Origin of the sequence: Mangrovibacter sp. MFB070 (genome assembly GCF_000705335.1) — a bacterium.
Taxonomy (GTDB): Bacteria; Pseudomonadota; Gammaproteobacteria; order Enterobacterales; family Enterobacteriaceae; genus Mangrovibacter; species Mangrovibacter plantisponsor.
On the sequence record NZ_JJMI01000022.1, the window covers coordinates 371,981 to 387,633 of the forward strand.

A 15,653-nucleotide genomic window follows, 5' to 3' on the forward strand; every position below is an offset into this window, starting at 1 on the left:
AAAAACCGCGGTAAACGCGGTTTTTTATTGCCTGAATGGGCCATTTCAGAGAAATCAGCCCAGGTAGCTGAGCGTTAAATTAACGCCCGGCTTTCAGTTTTTGGTACAGCGATTCGTACAGCGTGCTGGCATCGCCCACATCATTTTGCCATTCACCTTTTTCCAGCACACTGGCGTCAGGGTAGAGCGATTTATCTTCAGCGATATTTTTTGGCAGGAGTTTTCGTGCCGCCAGGTTTGGTGTCGGGTAACCAATGGTTTCGGCAACCTGTTTGGCAATATCCGGGCGCAGCAGGAAGTTAATCAGCTTCAGTGCCCCGTCGACATTTTTCGCATTAGCCGGAATAGCCAGGTTATCCATCCAGAAAATCCCGCCTTCTTTCGGCCAGATGACATCCAGTGGAGTACCTGCCTGGCGTGCCACAAAGGCTGAACCGTTCCAGATCATACCCAGGTTAACTTCGCCTTCCATGTATGGGTTAGCCGGGTTGTCGGAGTTAAATGCCGCGACATTAGGCATCAGCTTTTGCAGTTCGTGGTATGCCGCTTCGATTTCTTTAGGGTTTGTAGTATTGCCAGAATAACCCAGTTTACGCAGAGCAATCTGGAAGACTTCGCGCGCGTCGTCGGTCAGCAACAAGCTGTTTTTGTATTTCGGATCCCACAAGTCTGCCCAACTGGTGACCGTTTTCGGGTCAATGGCATCGGTATTAACCCCAATGGCGGTTGCACCCCAAATATAAGGAATGGAGTAGTCATTGTTCGGGTCAAAAGGCTTATTGAGCATCGCCGGGTCAAGATTATGGAAGTTGCTCAGTTTGCTTTTATCAATCTTCTGCAACATGCCTTCTTTGCGCATTTTTGCCACATAGTATGTGGATGGCACAACCAGGTCATAGGCACCGGTTTTATACGTTTTCAGCTTTGCGTACATGGTTTCATTCGACTCATAAGTCGAATAGATAACCTTGATACCGGTTTCTTTGGTGAACTGCTCCAGCAGGCCCGGCGGCACATACTCAGTCCAGTTGTAGAAATAGACTGTATCTTTGTCGTTTGCATGGGCGGCGCTGGCACCCAGCATGAGCGCGCCAGCGGCAAGCAGGTGGCGTGACCATTTTTTCATTTTAACGTCCCCTGAATTTTCGTTTTATCACGAAGGATGAGTTGACTGACAACAACCAATGCCAGTGAGAGCACCAACAAAATGGTGGCCAGCGCGTTCACTTCAGGTGAAACGCCGACTTTTACCATTGAGTAAATCTTCAGTGGCAGGATTTCATAGCCCGGTCCGGTCACGAACGACGAGACAACTACGTCGTCCATCGACAGCGTAAAGCTTAATAGCCAGCCTGCGGCAACGGCGGGCATCGCCAGCGGCAGAATAATCTGGCGTAAGATAGTCAGTTCACTGGCCCCCAGGTCTTTGGCTGCCTCCAGCATACGCACATCAAAGCCTTTGAGCCGGGAGTACACGGTGACCACGACAAAAGGCAGGCAGAAGGTAATGTGAGAAAACAGCAATGACCAGAAGCCCAGGGAAATGCCCAACAGCATAAACAGCACCAGCAATGAAATCGCCATGACGATATCCGGGGACATCATCACCACAAATAACATGCCACTGACGAAAGGCTTACCGCGGAAATGATAACGGTAAAGTGCAACAGCCGTTAATGAACCAATCAGTGTGGCAAATGTGGCAGAGAAAACTGCCATCGTCAGGGAGTGTTGTGCTGCCTGGATAAGGCTGTCGTTGTTGACCAGCAGGTTGTACCATTTCGTGGTAAAACCCTGCCAGTTGATCCCAAAGCGTGATGTATTAAACGAGTTAATAATCAGGATGATAATGGGAATATACAGATACGCATAAATGGCGGACATAAAACCGCCGCGCAACAGGCGACCGATCATTCCAGTTCCACCTTTTTATTCAGCAGGCGTGCAGCACGCCAGTAAACCAGCAGCATCAGGCCCATTACCAGTGTCAGAGTAATACTGGTGGCCGCGCCAAACGGCCAGTCGCGGATGTTCAGGAACTGGCTCTTAATCACATTACCAATAAGCAGGTTTTTCGCGCCGCCCATCAGGTCGGAGACATAAAACAGCCCCATCGCAGGCAACATCACCAACAGGCAACCGGCAATAATACCCGGCATGGTGAGGGGAATAATAATGCGCAGAAAGGTCTGGAATTTACTGGCGCCCAGGTCTTTTGCTGCTTCCAGCAAAGGTTTATCCAGTTTTTCTATGCTGGAGTACAGCGGCATCACCATAAACGGCAGCAGGATATACACCAGGCCTATAATTACCGCTGAAGGGGTGTACATAATGCGTATTGGGGTATCGATAATCCCGGTCCACAGCAGAAACTCGTTCAGGTAACCGCGGGTGCTGAGGAAAATTTTCAGCCCATAGATACGAATCAGTGAATTGGTCCAGAACGGTACAATCAGCAGAAACAGCAATAACGGGCGGACTTTTTCCGGCAGGCGCGCCAAAAACCATGCGAAGGGATACCCCAGCAGCAGGCAGGCAACTGTTGCCATCAATGCCATATTCAGCGAGTGCAGCAGCACTTCTGCATAGAGCGGGTCCAGCAGGCGGGTATAGTTATCCAGCGTGAACACCAGCTTGACGAAGTTGGTGTCATCACGCGTCAGGAAACTGGTGACGATGATCATCATGTTGGGCAGGAAAACAAACAACAGCAGCCAGCCAACGATGGTCGCGATAACAATATTCTGGAATTTACGCGAGCTCTTCATCTGCCAGCACAACCTCCCAGCTTTCTACCCAATTGATAGCCATTTTTTGATCAAGCGAGTGGTCAAAGTCAGGATCATCTTCGTTAAAAAATTCACTGACCATCACCATTTTGCCGCTTTCGAGTTCAACCGTGGATTCCAGCGTCATCCCTTTGTAGTTACGCTCGCGAACATAACCAATCAGCCCTTCGGTTTGCGCATGGCCATGCACTTCTTCAACCCGCAGGTCTTCCGGGCGCACCAGAACGTTCAGTTTTTGACCGGGCTGAACCGGGAAATTGACATAAATATGGCATTCGTGGCCTTCTACACTAGCACGCACGCGTTGCTCATCCACGCGCTCAATTGCTGTCGCGGAGAAGATATTTATTTCGCCAATAAAACTCGCAACGAATAAATTCTTCGGTTCTTCGTAGATTTCCCGCGGGCTGCCATCCTGCTCAATTTTCCCGTCACGCATAACCACGATACGGTCACTCATGGTGAGTGCTTCTTCCTGATCATGGGTAACAAACACGAAAGTGATACCAAGTTTACGCTGCAAAGCTTTGAGTTCATTTTGCATCTGCTTGCGTAACTTGTAGTCCAGTGCCGACAACGACTCATCCAGCAACAACAGACGCGGTTTATTTACCACTGCGCGAGCAATGGCCACACGTTGCTGCTGGCCACCAGATAACTGGTGCGGTTTACGCTGGGCAAAGCTTTCCAGTTGCACCATTTTCAGTGCGTCCATTACGCGCGGGGAAATCTCCGCTGACGGGGTTTTTTGCATCCGCAGCCCAAAGGCTACGTTATCAAACACCGTCATGTGGGGGAAAAGGGCGTAGCTCTGGAATACGGTATTGATGTGGCGCTGCTCGGCTGGCACCTGAGTGATATCGTGGTCCTCAAGGCGAATAGCCCCGGTATCAACAGATTCAAGACCGGCAATCAGCCGCAGAACGGTGGTTTTCCCGCACCCGGAAGGGCCAAGAAGAGTCAGAAATTCGCCATTATTGATGGTCAGTGATAAATCAGAAATAACTGTTTTGCCATCAAATGATTTTTGAATCCCCGCCAGTTGCACTAACGGTGAGAGCGAACGTGATTGTGTGTTCAATTGTGCTTCAGTCCCTAAATGACGTATCAGTGCCGATACGGGGTTTGTGATTAACCACCTTGAGGTCGGGTTCATGATTAAGGGCTGGCATTCTACGGCAAACGGACCCTACATCCAATGATTGTTCCGCCTGGCTTAGGTGAAAAACGCCATATTTAAACTACGTTTAATCAAAGCACCTTGTTATGACAGAAGGATGCACAGTAATTGATCCACAACCAGAAGATTATTTATTGACGATTGCCCGGAAAAAGTGACCTGAAACAATATTTTGCTTTTATGGCTTCGTGATAATGAAACCACAGAGAGTGAGGGTGACTACATGGATAAATTACTTGAGCGTTTTTTGCAGTATGTTGTGCTGGATACGCAATCAAAGCCGGGCGTAAGGCATGTGCCCAGCACTGAAGGCCAGTGGAAATTATTGCAGCTGTTAAAAGCGCAAATGGAAGAAATGGGCCTGCAAAATGTCACGCTCAGTGAGCATGGAACAGTGATGGGGACACTGCCCGCAAATGTGGCGCAACCGGTTCCTGCTATTGGGTTTATATCCCATGTGGACACAGCGCCTGATGCCAGTGGCAAAAATGTGAATCCGCAAATTGTTGAGAACTACCGGGGTGGTGATATCGCACTGGGTATGGGCGATGAAATTCTTTCTCCTGTAATGTTTCCCGTGCTGCACCAGTTGCTGGGCCAGACGCTGATTACTACCGACGGCAAAACGCTGTTAGGGGCAGACGATAAAGCAGGCGTGGCTGAAATTATGACAGCACTGGCTGTACTTAAGGGCAAGAACATTCCTCATGGCGATATTCGCGTTGCTTTCACGCCCGATGAAGAAGTAGGCAAGGGCGCAAAGCATTTTGATGTCGGGGCGTTTGATGCCCGCTGGGCTTATACCGTTGATGGCGGTGGCCTGGGGGAGTTAGAAGCAGAGAACTTCAATGCGGCTTCTGTGAACATCAAAATTGTTGGCAACAATGTGCACCCGGGTACCGCTAAAGGGGTGATGGTTAATGCGTTGTCACTGGCTGCACGTATCCACGCAGAAGTCCCGGCGGAAGAAGCGCCGGAAACAACCGAAGGCTATGAAGGGTTTTACCACCTGCATTCAATGAAAGGCACGGTTGAACGGGCAGATATGCAATACATCATCCGTGATTTCGACCGTAAACAATTTGAAGCTCGCAAACGCCGCATGATGGATATTGCGAAAAAAGTGGGTAAGGGCCTGCACCCGGACTGCTATATCGAACTGACCATTGAAGACAGCTATTACAACATGCATGAACAGGTGGCTGCGCACCCGCATATTGTTGAGCTGGCTCGCCAGGCCATGCTGGACTGTGATGTTGAGCCAGTGCTGAAACCGATTCGCGGCGGCACAGATGGCGCCCAACTGTCTTTCAAAGGGCTGCCTTGCCCTAATTTGTTTACCGGTGGGTATAACTACCACGGCAAACATGAATTTATCAGCCTGGAAAGTATGGAAAAGGCAGTCAGTGTTATTGTGAGAATTGCGGAACTGACCGCACAACGTGGGGAATAAAAACCCCGGCAGGACCGAAGCCGCGCGCACTATTCTGCCTGTGTGCGCGGCTCTTGCGTTATTCGGCTTCGAAATACCAGTAACCGCTGTTTACCAGCGTTGTCAGCATTGCCAGGAATGACGGGTCTTCCAGGGCATCACCCAGCTTATCTTTCCCAATTGCCAGGTTATCTGCCAGTGCGAAAAGTGCCTGCTGGTTGGAGCTGTGCAGTTTCTCGCCGTTGACGAACACCGCATCATTAATGCGTAACACGCGCAGCCCTCCCGGGCGGTTCAATTCTTCACCCTGCTGGAGTGCATCGTACACTTCATCGCTTTGGTAAGGCGGTTCCGGTGGCACGATCTCCAGTTCATGGCGAGACTGGCTGATAAATTCACCAAACCAGCTATTAAACTGGTCTTCATCATTAACCAGCGCCAGCATCATGGCACGAACGCCATCAAGCTCTGAGGGTAAAATCTCTGCCGGATGGGCACGGGAAGGAACATCGGGGTCTTCAAAGCGTTTACCGCCCAGTTCACGTTGCAATACATGGTCTGCAAACCCACTGATTAATTCGCGCCCGCTCGGCGCCCGGAAACCCACTGAATAGTTCAGTGCATTTTCCAGCGAATAGCCTTCATGGGGAAAACCGGGTGGGATGTAGAGAATATCACCGGGCTCCAGCTCTTCATCAATAATAGCAGTGAAGGGATCTACCTGAAGAAGATCAGGGTGTGGGCAATGCTGCGCCATCGGCGTTTTGTCACCCACCCGCCAGCGGCGGCGGCCAGTTCCCTGAATAATAAACACGTCGTACTGATCCAGATGCGGCCCCACACCGCCACCAGGTACGGAGAAAGAAATCATCAGGTCGTCAATTCGCCAGTCAGGTAGCGCGCGAAACGGGCGCATCAGTGCCGCACTGGGTTCATGCCAGTGATCAACCGCCTGAACCAGCAAAGACCAGTTGGTTTCACCCAAATGATCAAAGCTTTCAAACGGCCCGTGGCTGACTTGCCATTGCCCGTCATCGTGGCTGACCAGGCGGCTGTCAACTTCACTCTCCATGGCCAGCCCGGCTAATTCGTCGGGGGAGATTGGGTCAATAAAGTTTTTCAGCGCACGTTTAAGCACTACCGGGCGTTTTTGCCAGTAGCGCTGAATAAAGTCGGGCCAGTTTATATCTGCGTGGTATTCCATATTTGTTCCTGAGGGCGATGACCTTGGGCGGATTATAACGGATGATGATGAGGATGCACGGTGAACTGTAACGTTTTTTTAATAGAACTGGTCGGTTGTGACACCATCCTGGCGGCGAAATAGTATCCTCATTGACAGGCCGCCAAGGTGGCTTTCTGCCAGGCGGATATCCCCGTCATATTGCTCAACAACATCCTGAACAACAGCCAGCCCGACACCCTGGCCTGGGCGGAGTGTATCAATACGCTGGCCGCGCTCGAACACCCCGGCCCGGCGAGCTTCCGGAATACCTGGCCCGTCATCATCAACAACGACAACCAGACCTTCATCGCAATGGCTGGCCCGGACTTCGACAAACTCCAGACAATACTTACAGGCGTTATCCAGCACGTTACCCAACACTTCCATGAAGTCATTTTTTTCACCAATGAAAGCCACTTCGGGGGAGATATCCAGCCGAATATCCACCCCTTTGATTTGATAAACTTTGTTGAGTGCCGATGCCAGACTGTCAAGAATTGGTGCTACCGGGTGAAGTTCACGGTTCAGCAATATTCCGTTGCCCTGGACGCTGGCACGATGCAGGTAATAACCAATCTGGCCGGAAATACGGCTGATTTGTTCGAGCATAATGCTTTCCGCCTGGCCGACATCCATTTTCTCTGTACGCAGGGCTCGAAGGGTGGACTGCAAAACAGCCAGTGGGGTTTTCAGGCTGTGAGTGAGGTCAGTAAGTGTAGTGCGATATTTGGTATAGCGCTCGCGTTCTGATGTCACCAGTTGGTTCAGATTGCGTACCAGACTGGTCAGCTCACGTGTGGTTTCCGGATTAAGGTGTTCACGATGGCGGGATTCCAGTTCCCGTACCTCACCTGCAAGGGATTCGATGGGGCGCAAACTCCAGCGCGCGGCAAGCCAGAGCAGGGGAATAACCAGCAGTATGTTGGCAACCAGCACATACATGAACCAGTTCCAGACCTTGTTTGCGCGCTTCAGCTCCACCGGAATAGCATCGACAACTGCAATGGTCAGCGCTGGCAACGTAGCGGTTGCCGGGTAGCGGTTAATGGCAACTGAGTGCGTCATGGAGGCACTGTTTTCATCGTCATGTAACGTTTGCAGGGCTTGCTGCATTTCGTTGTTGTTGCTCAACAATGCCCGGCTGGCGCTCAGCGATGATTCAATTTCATGGAAACCGTCAGACTTAAGCCACTCCGGGCGAATATTATCTTTTACCCAGGGTACCTGGCGTTGCTGCCAGAGCAATTTGCCGTGTTTATCGTAAATCATGGCAAGGGTTGGGCTTTGCGCATCCAGCTCAGGAGGAAAATCAACTGTCAGTTTACCGTCACTGAAGTGAACAAACGTGTAATACATGTTGCTTTCGCCACGCAGCAGGCGGAAGGTATTTTTATCAAAACTGACTGTATAGCCAGCAATGGCGACAAAGCCGTAGGCCAGCGACAGTATGGTGACGACTGCCGCTGTTGCCAGCAAAAAGCGCAGGCGCAGGGAAAGGGGGAATAACCACGTGTAAACTCGTTTCATGGCGCCAGTTCAAAACGGTAACCCTGGCCCCGTACCGTGATAATGACTTCACCTGCATGTTGTGACTGTATTTTTTTACGTAACCGCCCCATTAATACATCAATAGTGTGGCTTTCTCTTAATTCTGCATCCGGGTACAGTTGCAGCATTAATGCTTCTTTACTGACAACCTTTCCATTATTACGAATTAACATTTCCATAATGGTATATTCAAAGGCGGTTAGCTTGATAAGAGTGCCGTTAATGGATAATTCCCGACGAGACAAATCAAGGTGAAAAGGTGCCAGAGTGATAACCTGCGATGCCAGGCCACTGTTTCTGCGCATTAATACCTGCATTCTGGCAACCACTTCTTCCAGGTGGAAAGGCTTGGTCACATAGTCATCTGCTCCGGCACCAAGCACTTCAACTTTTTCCTGCCAGCTCTCACGCGCAGTGAGCACCAGAATAGGGAGCGTAATATGCTCACTACGCCAGCGGCTAATCATTGATGCGCCGTCTTCATCCGGAAGGCCAAGGTCAACAATGGCAATATCCGGCACATGTTCTTTCAGGAAGTAATCCGCTTCTTTGGCATCTTCCGCTGAATCAACCTGATGGCCCAATTCACGCAATTGAACTTTCAGGTGATGGCGTAATAACGCGTTATCTTCCACAACCAGTACGCGCATTGGTAGTCCTCATAACTTCATATAACCAGGCTTGTTTCATTTTACCATTTTCGCACAGAAGGCGAATTTATTGAAACAGCTTCATGGCAAAGCGGCTCTGGCAAAATAACAGGGAGATTGTACGTGACTTATTCCGGCGTGCAGGGTGAGAAGTGTAAATATTTGCAGGGATTCTGCCCGTGAAACGGATAAGTAAATAAACGTGAGTTAAACATAAATGATAAAGGTGAACGCCACCAGGTGGCAGCGTTCACACTGGACTGTTATTTCAGGTCATCCACCATTTGAATGGCGCGGCCAATATAGTTAGCCGGGGTCATCGCTTTGAGGCGGGTTTTTTCTTCTTCCGGTAATTCCAGACCATCAATAAACTGTTTCATCCCTTCTGCATCCACACGTTTACCACGGGTTAATGCTTTCAGTTTTTCGTATGGCTGTTCAATACCATAACGGCGCATCACTGTCTGAATAGGCTCTGCCAGCACTTCCCAGTTGTGATCCAGTTCTTCCAGCAGGTGGTCGCGGTTTACTTCCAGTTTGTTGATGCCTTTGAGCGTGGACTGCCAGGCAATAAGCGCATAACCCACACCCACGCCGAGGTTACGTAATACGGTGGAGTCTGTCAGGTCGCGCTGCCAGCGAGAAAGCGGGAGCTTGCTGGCCAGATGTTGCATAACCGCATTTGCCAGGCCCAGGTTACCTTCTGAGTTTTCAAAATCGATAGGGTTAACCTTGTGTGGCATGGTGGATGAGCCAATTTCACCCGCGATGGTTTTCTGTTTGAAGTGGTTCAGGGCAATGTAACCCCACACATCCCGGTCGAAATCAATCACAATGGTGTTGAAGCGGGCAACACAGTCAAACAGTTCAGCAATATAATCGTGTGGTTCAATCTGCGTGGTGTACGGGTTCCACTGAATCCCCAGAGACGTGACAAATTCTTCGCTGAATTTATGCCAGTCGATATCTGGGTAAGCAGCCAGGTGTGCATTATAGTTACCTACCGCACCATTAATTTTACCCAGAATTTCAACCTGTTCTAGCTGGCAGTACTGGCGCTCCATACGGTAAGCGACGTTAGCCATTTCTTTACCAATGGTGGATGGCGTAGCGGGTTGACCATGAGTACGCGATAACAGCGGAATATCACGGTATTGCTGTGACAGGTCTTTAACCGCATCGATAATCTTACGCCACCACGGCAGGATGACTTCAGCGCGCGCGGTTTGCAGCATCAGCGCATGAGACAGGTTATTGATATCTTCAGATGTGCAGGCAAAGTGAATAAATTCAGAAACGGCATGCAGCTCAGGGACTTCGCTGACTTTCTCTTTCAGGAAGTATTCCACAGCTTTAACATCGTGGTTCGTCGTGCGCTCAATCGTTTTGATTCGTGCCGCGTCTTCTTCATTAAAGCCGGCGACGATATTGTTGAGGAAATCGTTTGCGTCTGCAGCAAAAGCAGGAACTTCCTTGATCGCTGTGTGTGCGGCCAGCTTCTGCAGCCAGCGAACTTCGACCTGGACGCGGAATTTCAGCAGACCGAACTCGCTGAAAATAGCGCGCAGGGCGCTGACTTTATCACCGTAGCGTCCATCAACGGGGGAAACGGCGGTCAGTGAGGATAATTCCATCAGTAGTAACTCCTGAGAGGTTAACATTGAGCAAGAATTTGCCGTGCCTGTGTGGACAGGCGATTTCGGGAAAACATAAGTTGCAGGCGGCTACCGCCTGACTGGCGCCACAGCACTGCAGCGCGGATACCGGCGAGCAGTGTGGCGCGCACTTTAGCCTGCACTTGCGCGCTTTGCAGCACGGCAGGCGAACCGGTAACCTGAATGCGCGGCCCCAGTGGACTGATAACATCCACATAAATACCGGCCATTGCGCTTATTAAGGTATCGGACATGACATCAAAATGATCCAACTGGCGTTGCAGCCCCTGAATACGTTCACCGAGTGTGTTCAGTGCATTCGCGTTAGCGGAGAGCTTTTTCTCCAGCACCACCAGGCTCAGCGTATAACGGGTGATATCAGCAACAATACCATGGCGCTGGCCTGCATTAAGCACACCCAGTAAGGCTTCGAGCCCGGGTTTCAGGTTGGCTTCCTGGCCGCCATAGACCGCAAGCATAGATGGTGGGTTGAGGTCGAGCACACTGTTTAGTGAGACATGTAACGCATCCGTGTCACAATGCCCCTGGTGGGCAAGTTGTTGCACTAACATTGCCGCCTGGCTGACGCCCGCAAGCGCCAGAGTGATGTCATGATATTGCTTAGCCACGCAAACTCCTTTCTTTTGTGCAGCGGGAATGATTTACAGAGGAATACGTTGTTCTATTACCCCACCGCCCAGGCAGATTTCTCCGGTGTAAAATACCGCAGACTGGCCAGGGGTTACTGCTGCAACCGGTGTGGCAAAACGCACTTCGATCCGGTCGTCATCCAGAGGGGTGACGGTGCAGGGAATATCTTCCTGGCGGTAACGTGTTTTTACTGTGCATTCCAGAGGCGCAGAGAGTGGTTCACGGGATACCCAGTGTAACTGCTGCGCAACCAGCCCAGTGGACATCAGGCGTGGGTGTTCATGGCCCTGGGCCACAACCAGAATATTGTTGGCAACGTCTTTATCCACCACATACCACGGGTCTTCGCTACCTTCTTTTGTACCACCAATCCCCAGCCCTTTACGCTGGCCGAGTGTGTGGTACATCAACCCCTGGTGTTGACCAATTTCATCGCCATCAACGGTGATGATTTTCCCTGGCTGTGCAGGTAAATAGCGGCCAAGGAATTCCCGGAATTTACGCTCGCCAATAAAACAAATACCGGTGGAGTCTTTTTTCTTCGCGGTGGCCAGGTCCAGTTCTTCAGCGATTTTACGGACTTGTGGTTTTTCCAGTTCGCCTACCGGGAACAGGCTTTGCGCGATTTGTTCATGGCTTAGTGTATAAAGAAAGTAACTCTGGTCTTTATTGCCATCCAGACCACGCAGAAGCTGGCTTTTACCGTTGGCATCAGCACGGCGCACATAGTGACCCGTTGCGATATAATCGGCACCAAGATCTTCTGCTGCAAATTCAAGGAACGCTTTGAATTTGATTTCTTTATTACACAGAATATCCGGATTCGGCGTGCGACCTGCTTTGTATTCAGCAAGGAATAACTCGAAGACATTATCCCAGTATTCGGCTGCAAAATTGACCGTATGCAGTTCAATACCGAGCTTATCACAGACTGCCTGCGCATCTGCGAGGTCTGCAGCAGCCGTGCAATACTCCTCGCCATCATCTTCTTCCCAGTTCTTCATGAACAGGCCTTCCACCTTGTACCCTTGTTGCAGTAACAGGTAAGCGGAGACGGAAGAGTCAACACCGCCGGACATCCCGACGATTACTTTTTTCTGGCTTTCTGACATGGAGATACTCACGACTATCAACTTCGAAGCGGCGTATTCTAGCACGCGCCGAACCGTTAGGCATCCTTTGTGAACGGCCAGTTAAAAGCACCAAGTAATGCCAGCGGATAACGTTCGCCTTTGCGATAACAGTGCAGGCTTTCTGAAACCAGCGGTGAGCGCAGATTTGTGGCCTGTAATAAGGTTTGTTCATCCACCCACAGGCAGCGGTCAATATCACTGTCGTGCGGTTCTGTTGGGCATATTTCAGGCAAATCAATAGCGAACAGGAAACGTAAAAACGGTGTGTTGTCCGGTGCTATCCATTGGTGCAGTTGTAAAAAATGCTGTGGCCTGGCAATGATACCGGTTTCTTCATACAGTTCACGTTCTGCTGCTTCAACCAGTGTTTCACGTGCTTCCAGATGCCCGGCAGGCTGGTTCCAGGTCGCTTTGCCGCGCACTTTTTCTTCAACAACTAAGAACTTGTTTTCTGCCTGAACAACACAGGCGACAGTAACATGGGGTTTTAGCATGGTATTCTTCCTTCACATTAAGCGGGTAGCTCCCGCCACTCCCCACAGGGAATATTTTCCAGTGTATAAGGCCCTATTGCGTAGCGAATCAGGCGCAGAGTAGGGAAGCCAACATGTGCAGTCATGCGGCGCACCTGGCGGTTGCGGCCTTCATAAAGCGTGATTTTAAGCCAACTGGTTGGTATGGATTTTCGCTCACGGATGGGTGGATTACGCGGCCAAACCCATGAGGGTTCAGTAACAAGCTCCGCCCCGGCTGGCAAGGTTGGACCATCTTTTAGTGTAATGCCATTGCGCAGGGCTGCCAGTGCGGCTTCATCGGGCTCACCTTCCACCTGTACAAAATAAATCTTACCGGTTCGCTTACCCGGTTGAGTTAGTGCCGCCTGTAATTTTCCATCGTTGGTTAACAGCAACAGGCCTTCGCTGTCTCGGTCCAGACGCCCGGCTGCATAGATGCCCGGCACGGAAATATAGTCTTTTAGTGTCTGGCGACCAGATTCATCAGTAAATTGAGGGAGGACATCATAAGGTTTATTGAAGAGAACAAGCCGTTTTGGACCAGCTGGTTTGCTATTTCTGGTGCCTTGTTTTGAGCTGAATCGTTTATCCTGGTGATTTCTAAAAGAAGTTTTATTCATGGTATTTTCAGGTAAGGTTGATTCACGCATTATAACGTAAACATAAGTGCCTGGCATGGCGTAAAACATTCAGGTAGTATTGATGCGCCATTACAAATTATTAACAAAAGAGTAACCAGAAGCGCTCGAAGGAGAGGTGAATGGAAAGCAAAGTAGTTGTTCCGGCGGAAGGTAAAAAGATCACCCTGCAAAATGGCAAGATTGACGTGCCAAATAACCCGATTATTCCATTTATTGAAGGTGACGGTATCGGGGTGGACGTTACGCCAGCAATGCTGAAAGTGGTCGATGCCGCTGTCGCAAAAGCCTATAACGGCGAGCGTAAAATTTCCTGGATGGAAATTTATACCGGCGAGAAATCTACCCAGGTTTACGGCCAGGATGTCTGGCTGCCACCTGAAACACTTGATCTGATTCGTGAATACCGTGTTGCCATCAAAGGCCCTCTGACTACCCCAGTTGGCGGCGGTATCCGTTCCCTGAACGTTGCTTTGCGCCAGGAGCTTGACCTGTATGTGTGCCTGCGCCCGGTGCGTTATTATCAGGGCACTCCAAGCCCGGTAAAACACCCTGAACTGACCAACATGGTTATCTTCCGCGAAAACTCCGAAGACATCTATGCCGGTATTGAGTGGAAAGCCGACAGCGCAGATGCTGAAAAAGTTCTCAAATTCCTGCGTGAAGAAATGGGCGTGAAGAAAATTCGCTTCCCTGAACACTGCGGTATTGGTATCAAACCTTGTTCTGAAGACGGTACTAAACGCCTGGTGCGTGCTGCTATTGAATACGCAATCACAAATGATCGCGATTCCCTTACGCTGGTGCACAAAGGCAACATCATGAAGTTCACTGAAGGCGCCTTTAAAGACTGGGGCTACCAACTGGCTCGCGAAGAGTTTGGTGGTGAACTGATTGACGGCGGGCCGTGGGTGAAAATTAAAAACCCAAATACTGGCAAAGACATTATTGTTAAAGATGTAATTGCCGATGCCTTCCTGCAACAGATCCTGTTGCGCCCGGCAGAATATGATGTTATCGCTTGTATGAACCTGAATGGCGACTACATTTCTGACGCGCTGGCGGCTCAGGTTGGTGGTATCGGTATTGCTCCGGGTGCCAACATTGGTGATGAATGTGCACTGTTTGAAGCAACACACGGCACCGCTCCAAAATATGCAGGCCAGGATAAGGTAAACCCGGGTTCTGTGATCCTGTCTGCAGAGATGATGCTGCGCCACATGCAGTGGTTTGAAGCCGCTGACTTAATCGTTAAAGGTATGGAAGGTGCAATCGCTGCTAAAACCGTAACCTACGATTTCGAACGCCTGATGGATGGCGCTAAACTGCTGAAATGTAGCGAGTTTGGCGACTCGATTATCGCGAACATGTAATCTGCGTTGCAGGTTAAAACATAACGGGAGCTAATTAGTTCCCGTTATTTATTATTTCGTTTGGAGCGGTTATCAAAATTTTATCAAAATAAGTTATCAAAACCCCCCCTCCTGCAGCCGGTTTTGAGTGCCGATTTCAGCACCCACTGACCAGTGACTGGTGCCCATTTCATTAAGACTGAATTCTTACTTTTATCCAATCTTTGCCACGGTCATCATTATATTTTTCAGTTTGGGAAACAGACTTATGCCCCAATAATTTCTGGGTGTTGATCCCTTGTTCTTTATATAAACGCTCCGATAACAGACAATGATTCTGGTGACTCCAGCTTACTGACAGTAATCTCAGCCTGTGGAGCACCAGACTGCCAACAGTCAGCTTCAATATTGCAGCTCTGTTTTTTTGTAGCCGTTGCTGGATAAGTAATCGGCAATGTTATCGTATCGTGGGTGCCATAAAATACCACTGAATAGATATGAGCATCAGGGCAGGTAATGTTCACAAAGTGAAAATCATACTGTTTAGCGATATGCGGTGTTTTTTTACTAACACTGGCGTATAAAAATTATATTTTCCTTATCTTCGTTAGTCATTATTCAATCTCGTTGTTTATTTCTATTGGTTTTTTTACAAACCGATTTATATCGTTTTTTTTCTGCTGGGTAATATTAGTGTAAATGTTAAAGATGGTGATTTTTTTACGTAAAGCATAAAAACAGCAGATTTTTATAATGCGATAATAAATAACGGGTGTATTTTCTTCATTAACTGATGGGGGGTGATTATAATATCTCTATAAATCATGCGTCATTAATAACTACACAGGCCTTAAGATATTAATCTTGATTAAATGCTCTTCATTC

14 protein-coding genes and 1 pseudogene are annotated in these 15,653 nt (G+C 49.4%); 2 read left to right on the forward strand and 13 right to left on the reverse strand.

Features of this window, described 5'->3' with window-relative positions:
- Positions 1–79: 79 nt before the first annotated feature.
- From potD to potA, 4 genes are read right to left on the reverse strand one after another with little or no spacing between them, the layout of a single operon-like run.
- Positions 80–1,126 carry a spermidine/putrescine ABC transporter substrate-binding protein PotD gene (potD, locus tag DT73_RS11020; RefSeq protein WP_036108323.1) on the reverse strand — a complete coding sequence of 349 codons (1,047 nt, stop codon included), beginning with the start codon at positions 1,124–1,126 and terminating at the stop codon, positions 80–82.
- A complete protein-coding gene (gene potC, locus DT73_RS11025) occupies positions 1,123–1,914 on the reverse strand; it encodes a spermidine/putrescine ABC transporter permease PotC (RefSeq protein WP_036108326.1) in 792 nt (263 codons plus the stop codon). Before potC ends, potD begins: the two co-directional genes overlap by 4 nt.
- Positions 1,911–2,768 carry a spermidine/putrescine ABC transporter permease PotB gene (gene potB, locus DT73_RS11030; RefSeq protein ID WP_036108329.1) on the reverse strand — a complete coding sequence of 286 codons (858 nt, stop codon included), beginning with the start codon at positions 2,766–2,768 and terminating at the stop codon, positions 1,911–1,913. The genes potC and potB overlap by 4 nt, the downstream gene beginning before the upstream one ends.
- The gene (gene potA / locus DT73_RS11035) at positions 2,752–3,870 is read right to left on the reverse strand and encodes a spermidine/putrescine ABC transporter ATP-binding protein PotA (protein WP_036108332.1); all 1,119 of its coding nucleotides are present in this window, start codon (positions 3,868–3,870) and stop codon (positions 2,752–2,754) included. Before potA ends, potB begins: the two co-directional genes overlap by 17 nt.
- 322 nt (positions 3,871–4,192) lie before the next feature.
- Here potA and pepT point away from each other — a divergent pair, with 322 nt between their 5' ends.
- Complete coding sequence (gene pepT / locus DT73_RS11040; RefSeq protein ID WP_036108335.1) at positions 4,193–5,422, forward strand: peptidase T; 1,230 nt, start codon at positions 4,193–4,195, stop codon at positions 5,420–5,422.
- A 58-nt stretch (positions 5,423–5,480) separates the two neighbouring features.
- On the opposite strand, the gene DT73_RS11045 is transcribed toward pepT, so the two are convergent.
- The 8 genes from DT73_RS11045 to rluE form a co-directional block, all read right to left on the reverse strand.
- Complete coding sequence (locus DT73_RS11045; protein ID WP_036108339.1) at positions 5,481–6,605, reverse strand: cupin domain-containing protein; 1,125 nt, start codon at positions 6,603–6,605, stop codon at positions 5,481–5,483.
- 78 nt (positions 6,606–6,683) lie between these two features.
- Complete coding sequence (gene phoQ / locus DT73_RS11050) at positions 6,684–8,153, reverse strand: two-component system sensor histidine kinase PhoQ (RefSeq protein ID WP_036108342.1); 1,470 nt, start codon at positions 8,151–8,153, stop codon at positions 6,684–6,686.
- Entirely contained in the window at positions 8,150–8,824 is a 675-nt protein-coding gene (phoP, locus tag DT73_RS11055) for a two-component system response regulator PhoP (protein WP_036108345.1), read from the reverse strand. The genes phoQ and phoP overlap by 4 nt, the downstream gene beginning before the upstream one ends.
- Before the next feature lie 263 nt (positions 8,825–9,087).
- On the reverse strand, positions 9,088–10,458 hold the full coding sequence (purB, locus tag DT73_RS11060; RefSeq protein ID WP_036108349.1) for an adenylosuccinate lyase: 1,371 nt from the start codon (positions 10,456–10,458) through the stop codon (positions 9,088–9,090).
- A gap of 20 nt (positions 10,459–10,478) precedes the next feature.
- Positions 10,479–11,108 (reverse strand): high frequency lysogenization protein HflD, encoded by a 630-nt coding sequence (gene hflD / locus DT73_RS11065; RefSeq protein WP_036108351.1) that lies wholly within the window; start codon positions 11,106–11,108, stop codon positions 10,479–10,481.
- Positions 11,109–11,141: 33 nt separating this feature from the next.
- The gene (gene mnmA, locus DT73_RS11070; RefSeq protein ID WP_036108354.1) at positions 11,142–12,242 is read right to left on the reverse strand and encodes a tRNA 2-thiouridine(34) synthase MnmA; all 1,101 of its coding nucleotides are present in this window, start codon (positions 12,240–12,242) and stop codon (positions 11,142–11,144) included.
- Positions 12,243–12,298: 56 nt separating this feature from the next.
- Positions 12,299–12,757, reverse strand: a complete 459-nt coding sequence (locus DT73_RS11075; protein WP_036108359.1) for an NUDIX domain-containing protein — start codon at positions 12,755–12,757, stop codon at positions 12,299–12,301.
- A 17-nt stretch (positions 12,758–12,774) separates the two neighbouring features.
- Positions 12,775–13,428, reverse strand: a complete 654-nt coding sequence (gene rluE / locus DT73_RS11080; protein WP_036108791.1) for a 23S rRNA pseudouridine(2457) synthase RluE — start codon at positions 13,426–13,428, stop codon at positions 12,775–12,777.
- A 110-nt stretch (positions 13,429–13,538) separates the two neighbouring features.
- On the opposite strand from rluE, the gene icd reads away from it, so the two are divergent.
- Positions 13,539–14,789, forward strand: coding sequence for an NADP-dependent isocitrate dehydrogenase (icd, locus tag DT73_RS11085; protein WP_036108361.1), 1,251 nt, complete (start codon positions 13,539–13,541; stop codon positions 14,787–14,789).
- 172 nt (positions 14,790–14,961) lie between these two features.
- Here the strand turns inward: icd and DT73_RS26745 are convergent.
- A pseudogene (locus tag DT73_RS26745) lies at positions 14,962–15,093 on the reverse strand (integrase); the annotation flags it as partial.
- Between the last annotated feature and the right edge of the window lie 560 nt (positions 15,094–15,653).

Bases quoted from the DNA above. Each gene is read 5' to 3' on its own strand.
- purB (WP_036108349.1), bottom strand. From the start codon at position 10,458: ATGGAATTATCCTCACTGACCGCCGTTTCCCCCGTTGATGGACGCTAC.
- potD (WP_036108323.1), bottom strand. From the start codon at position 1,126: ATGAAAAAATGGTCACGCCACCTGCTTGCCGCTGGCGCGCTCATGCTG.
- icd (WP_036108361.1), top strand. From the start codon at position 13,539: ATGGAAAGCAAAGTAGTTGTTCCGGCGGAAGGTAAAAAGATCACCCTG.
- mnmA (WP_036108354.1), bottom strand. From the start codon at position 12,242: ATGTCAGAAAGCCAGAAAAAAGTAATCGTCGGGATGTCCGGCGGTGTT.
- potC (WP_036108326.1), bottom strand. From the start codon at position 1,914: ATGATCGGTCGCCTGTTGCGCGGCGGTTTTATGTCCGCCATTTATGCG.
- DT73_RS11045 (WP_036108339.1), bottom strand. From the start codon at position 6,605: ATGGAATACCACGCAGATATAAACTGGCCCGACTTTATTCAGCGCTAC.
- phoQ (WP_036108342.1), bottom strand. From the start codon at position 8,153: ATGAAACGAGTTTACACGTGGTTATTCCCCCTTTCCCTGCGCCTGCGC.
- phoP (WP_036108345.1), bottom strand. From the start codon at position 8,824: ATGCGCGTACTGGTTGTGGAAGATAACGCGTTATTACGCCATCACCTG.
- DT73_RS11075 (WP_036108359.1), bottom strand. From the start codon at position 12,757: ATGCTAAAACCCCATGTTACTGTCGCCTGTGTTGTTCAGGCAGAAAAC.
- potB (WP_036108329.1), bottom strand. From the start codon at position 2,768: ATGAAGAGCTCGCGTAAATTCCAGAATATTGTTATCGCGACCATCGTT.
- pepT (WP_036108335.1), top strand. From the start codon at position 4,193: ATGGATAAATTACTTGAGCGTTTTTTGCAGTATGTTGTGCTGGATACG.
- rluE (WP_036108791.1), bottom strand. From the start codon at position 13,428: ATGCGTGAATCAACCTTACCTGAAAATACCATGAATAAAACTTCTTTT.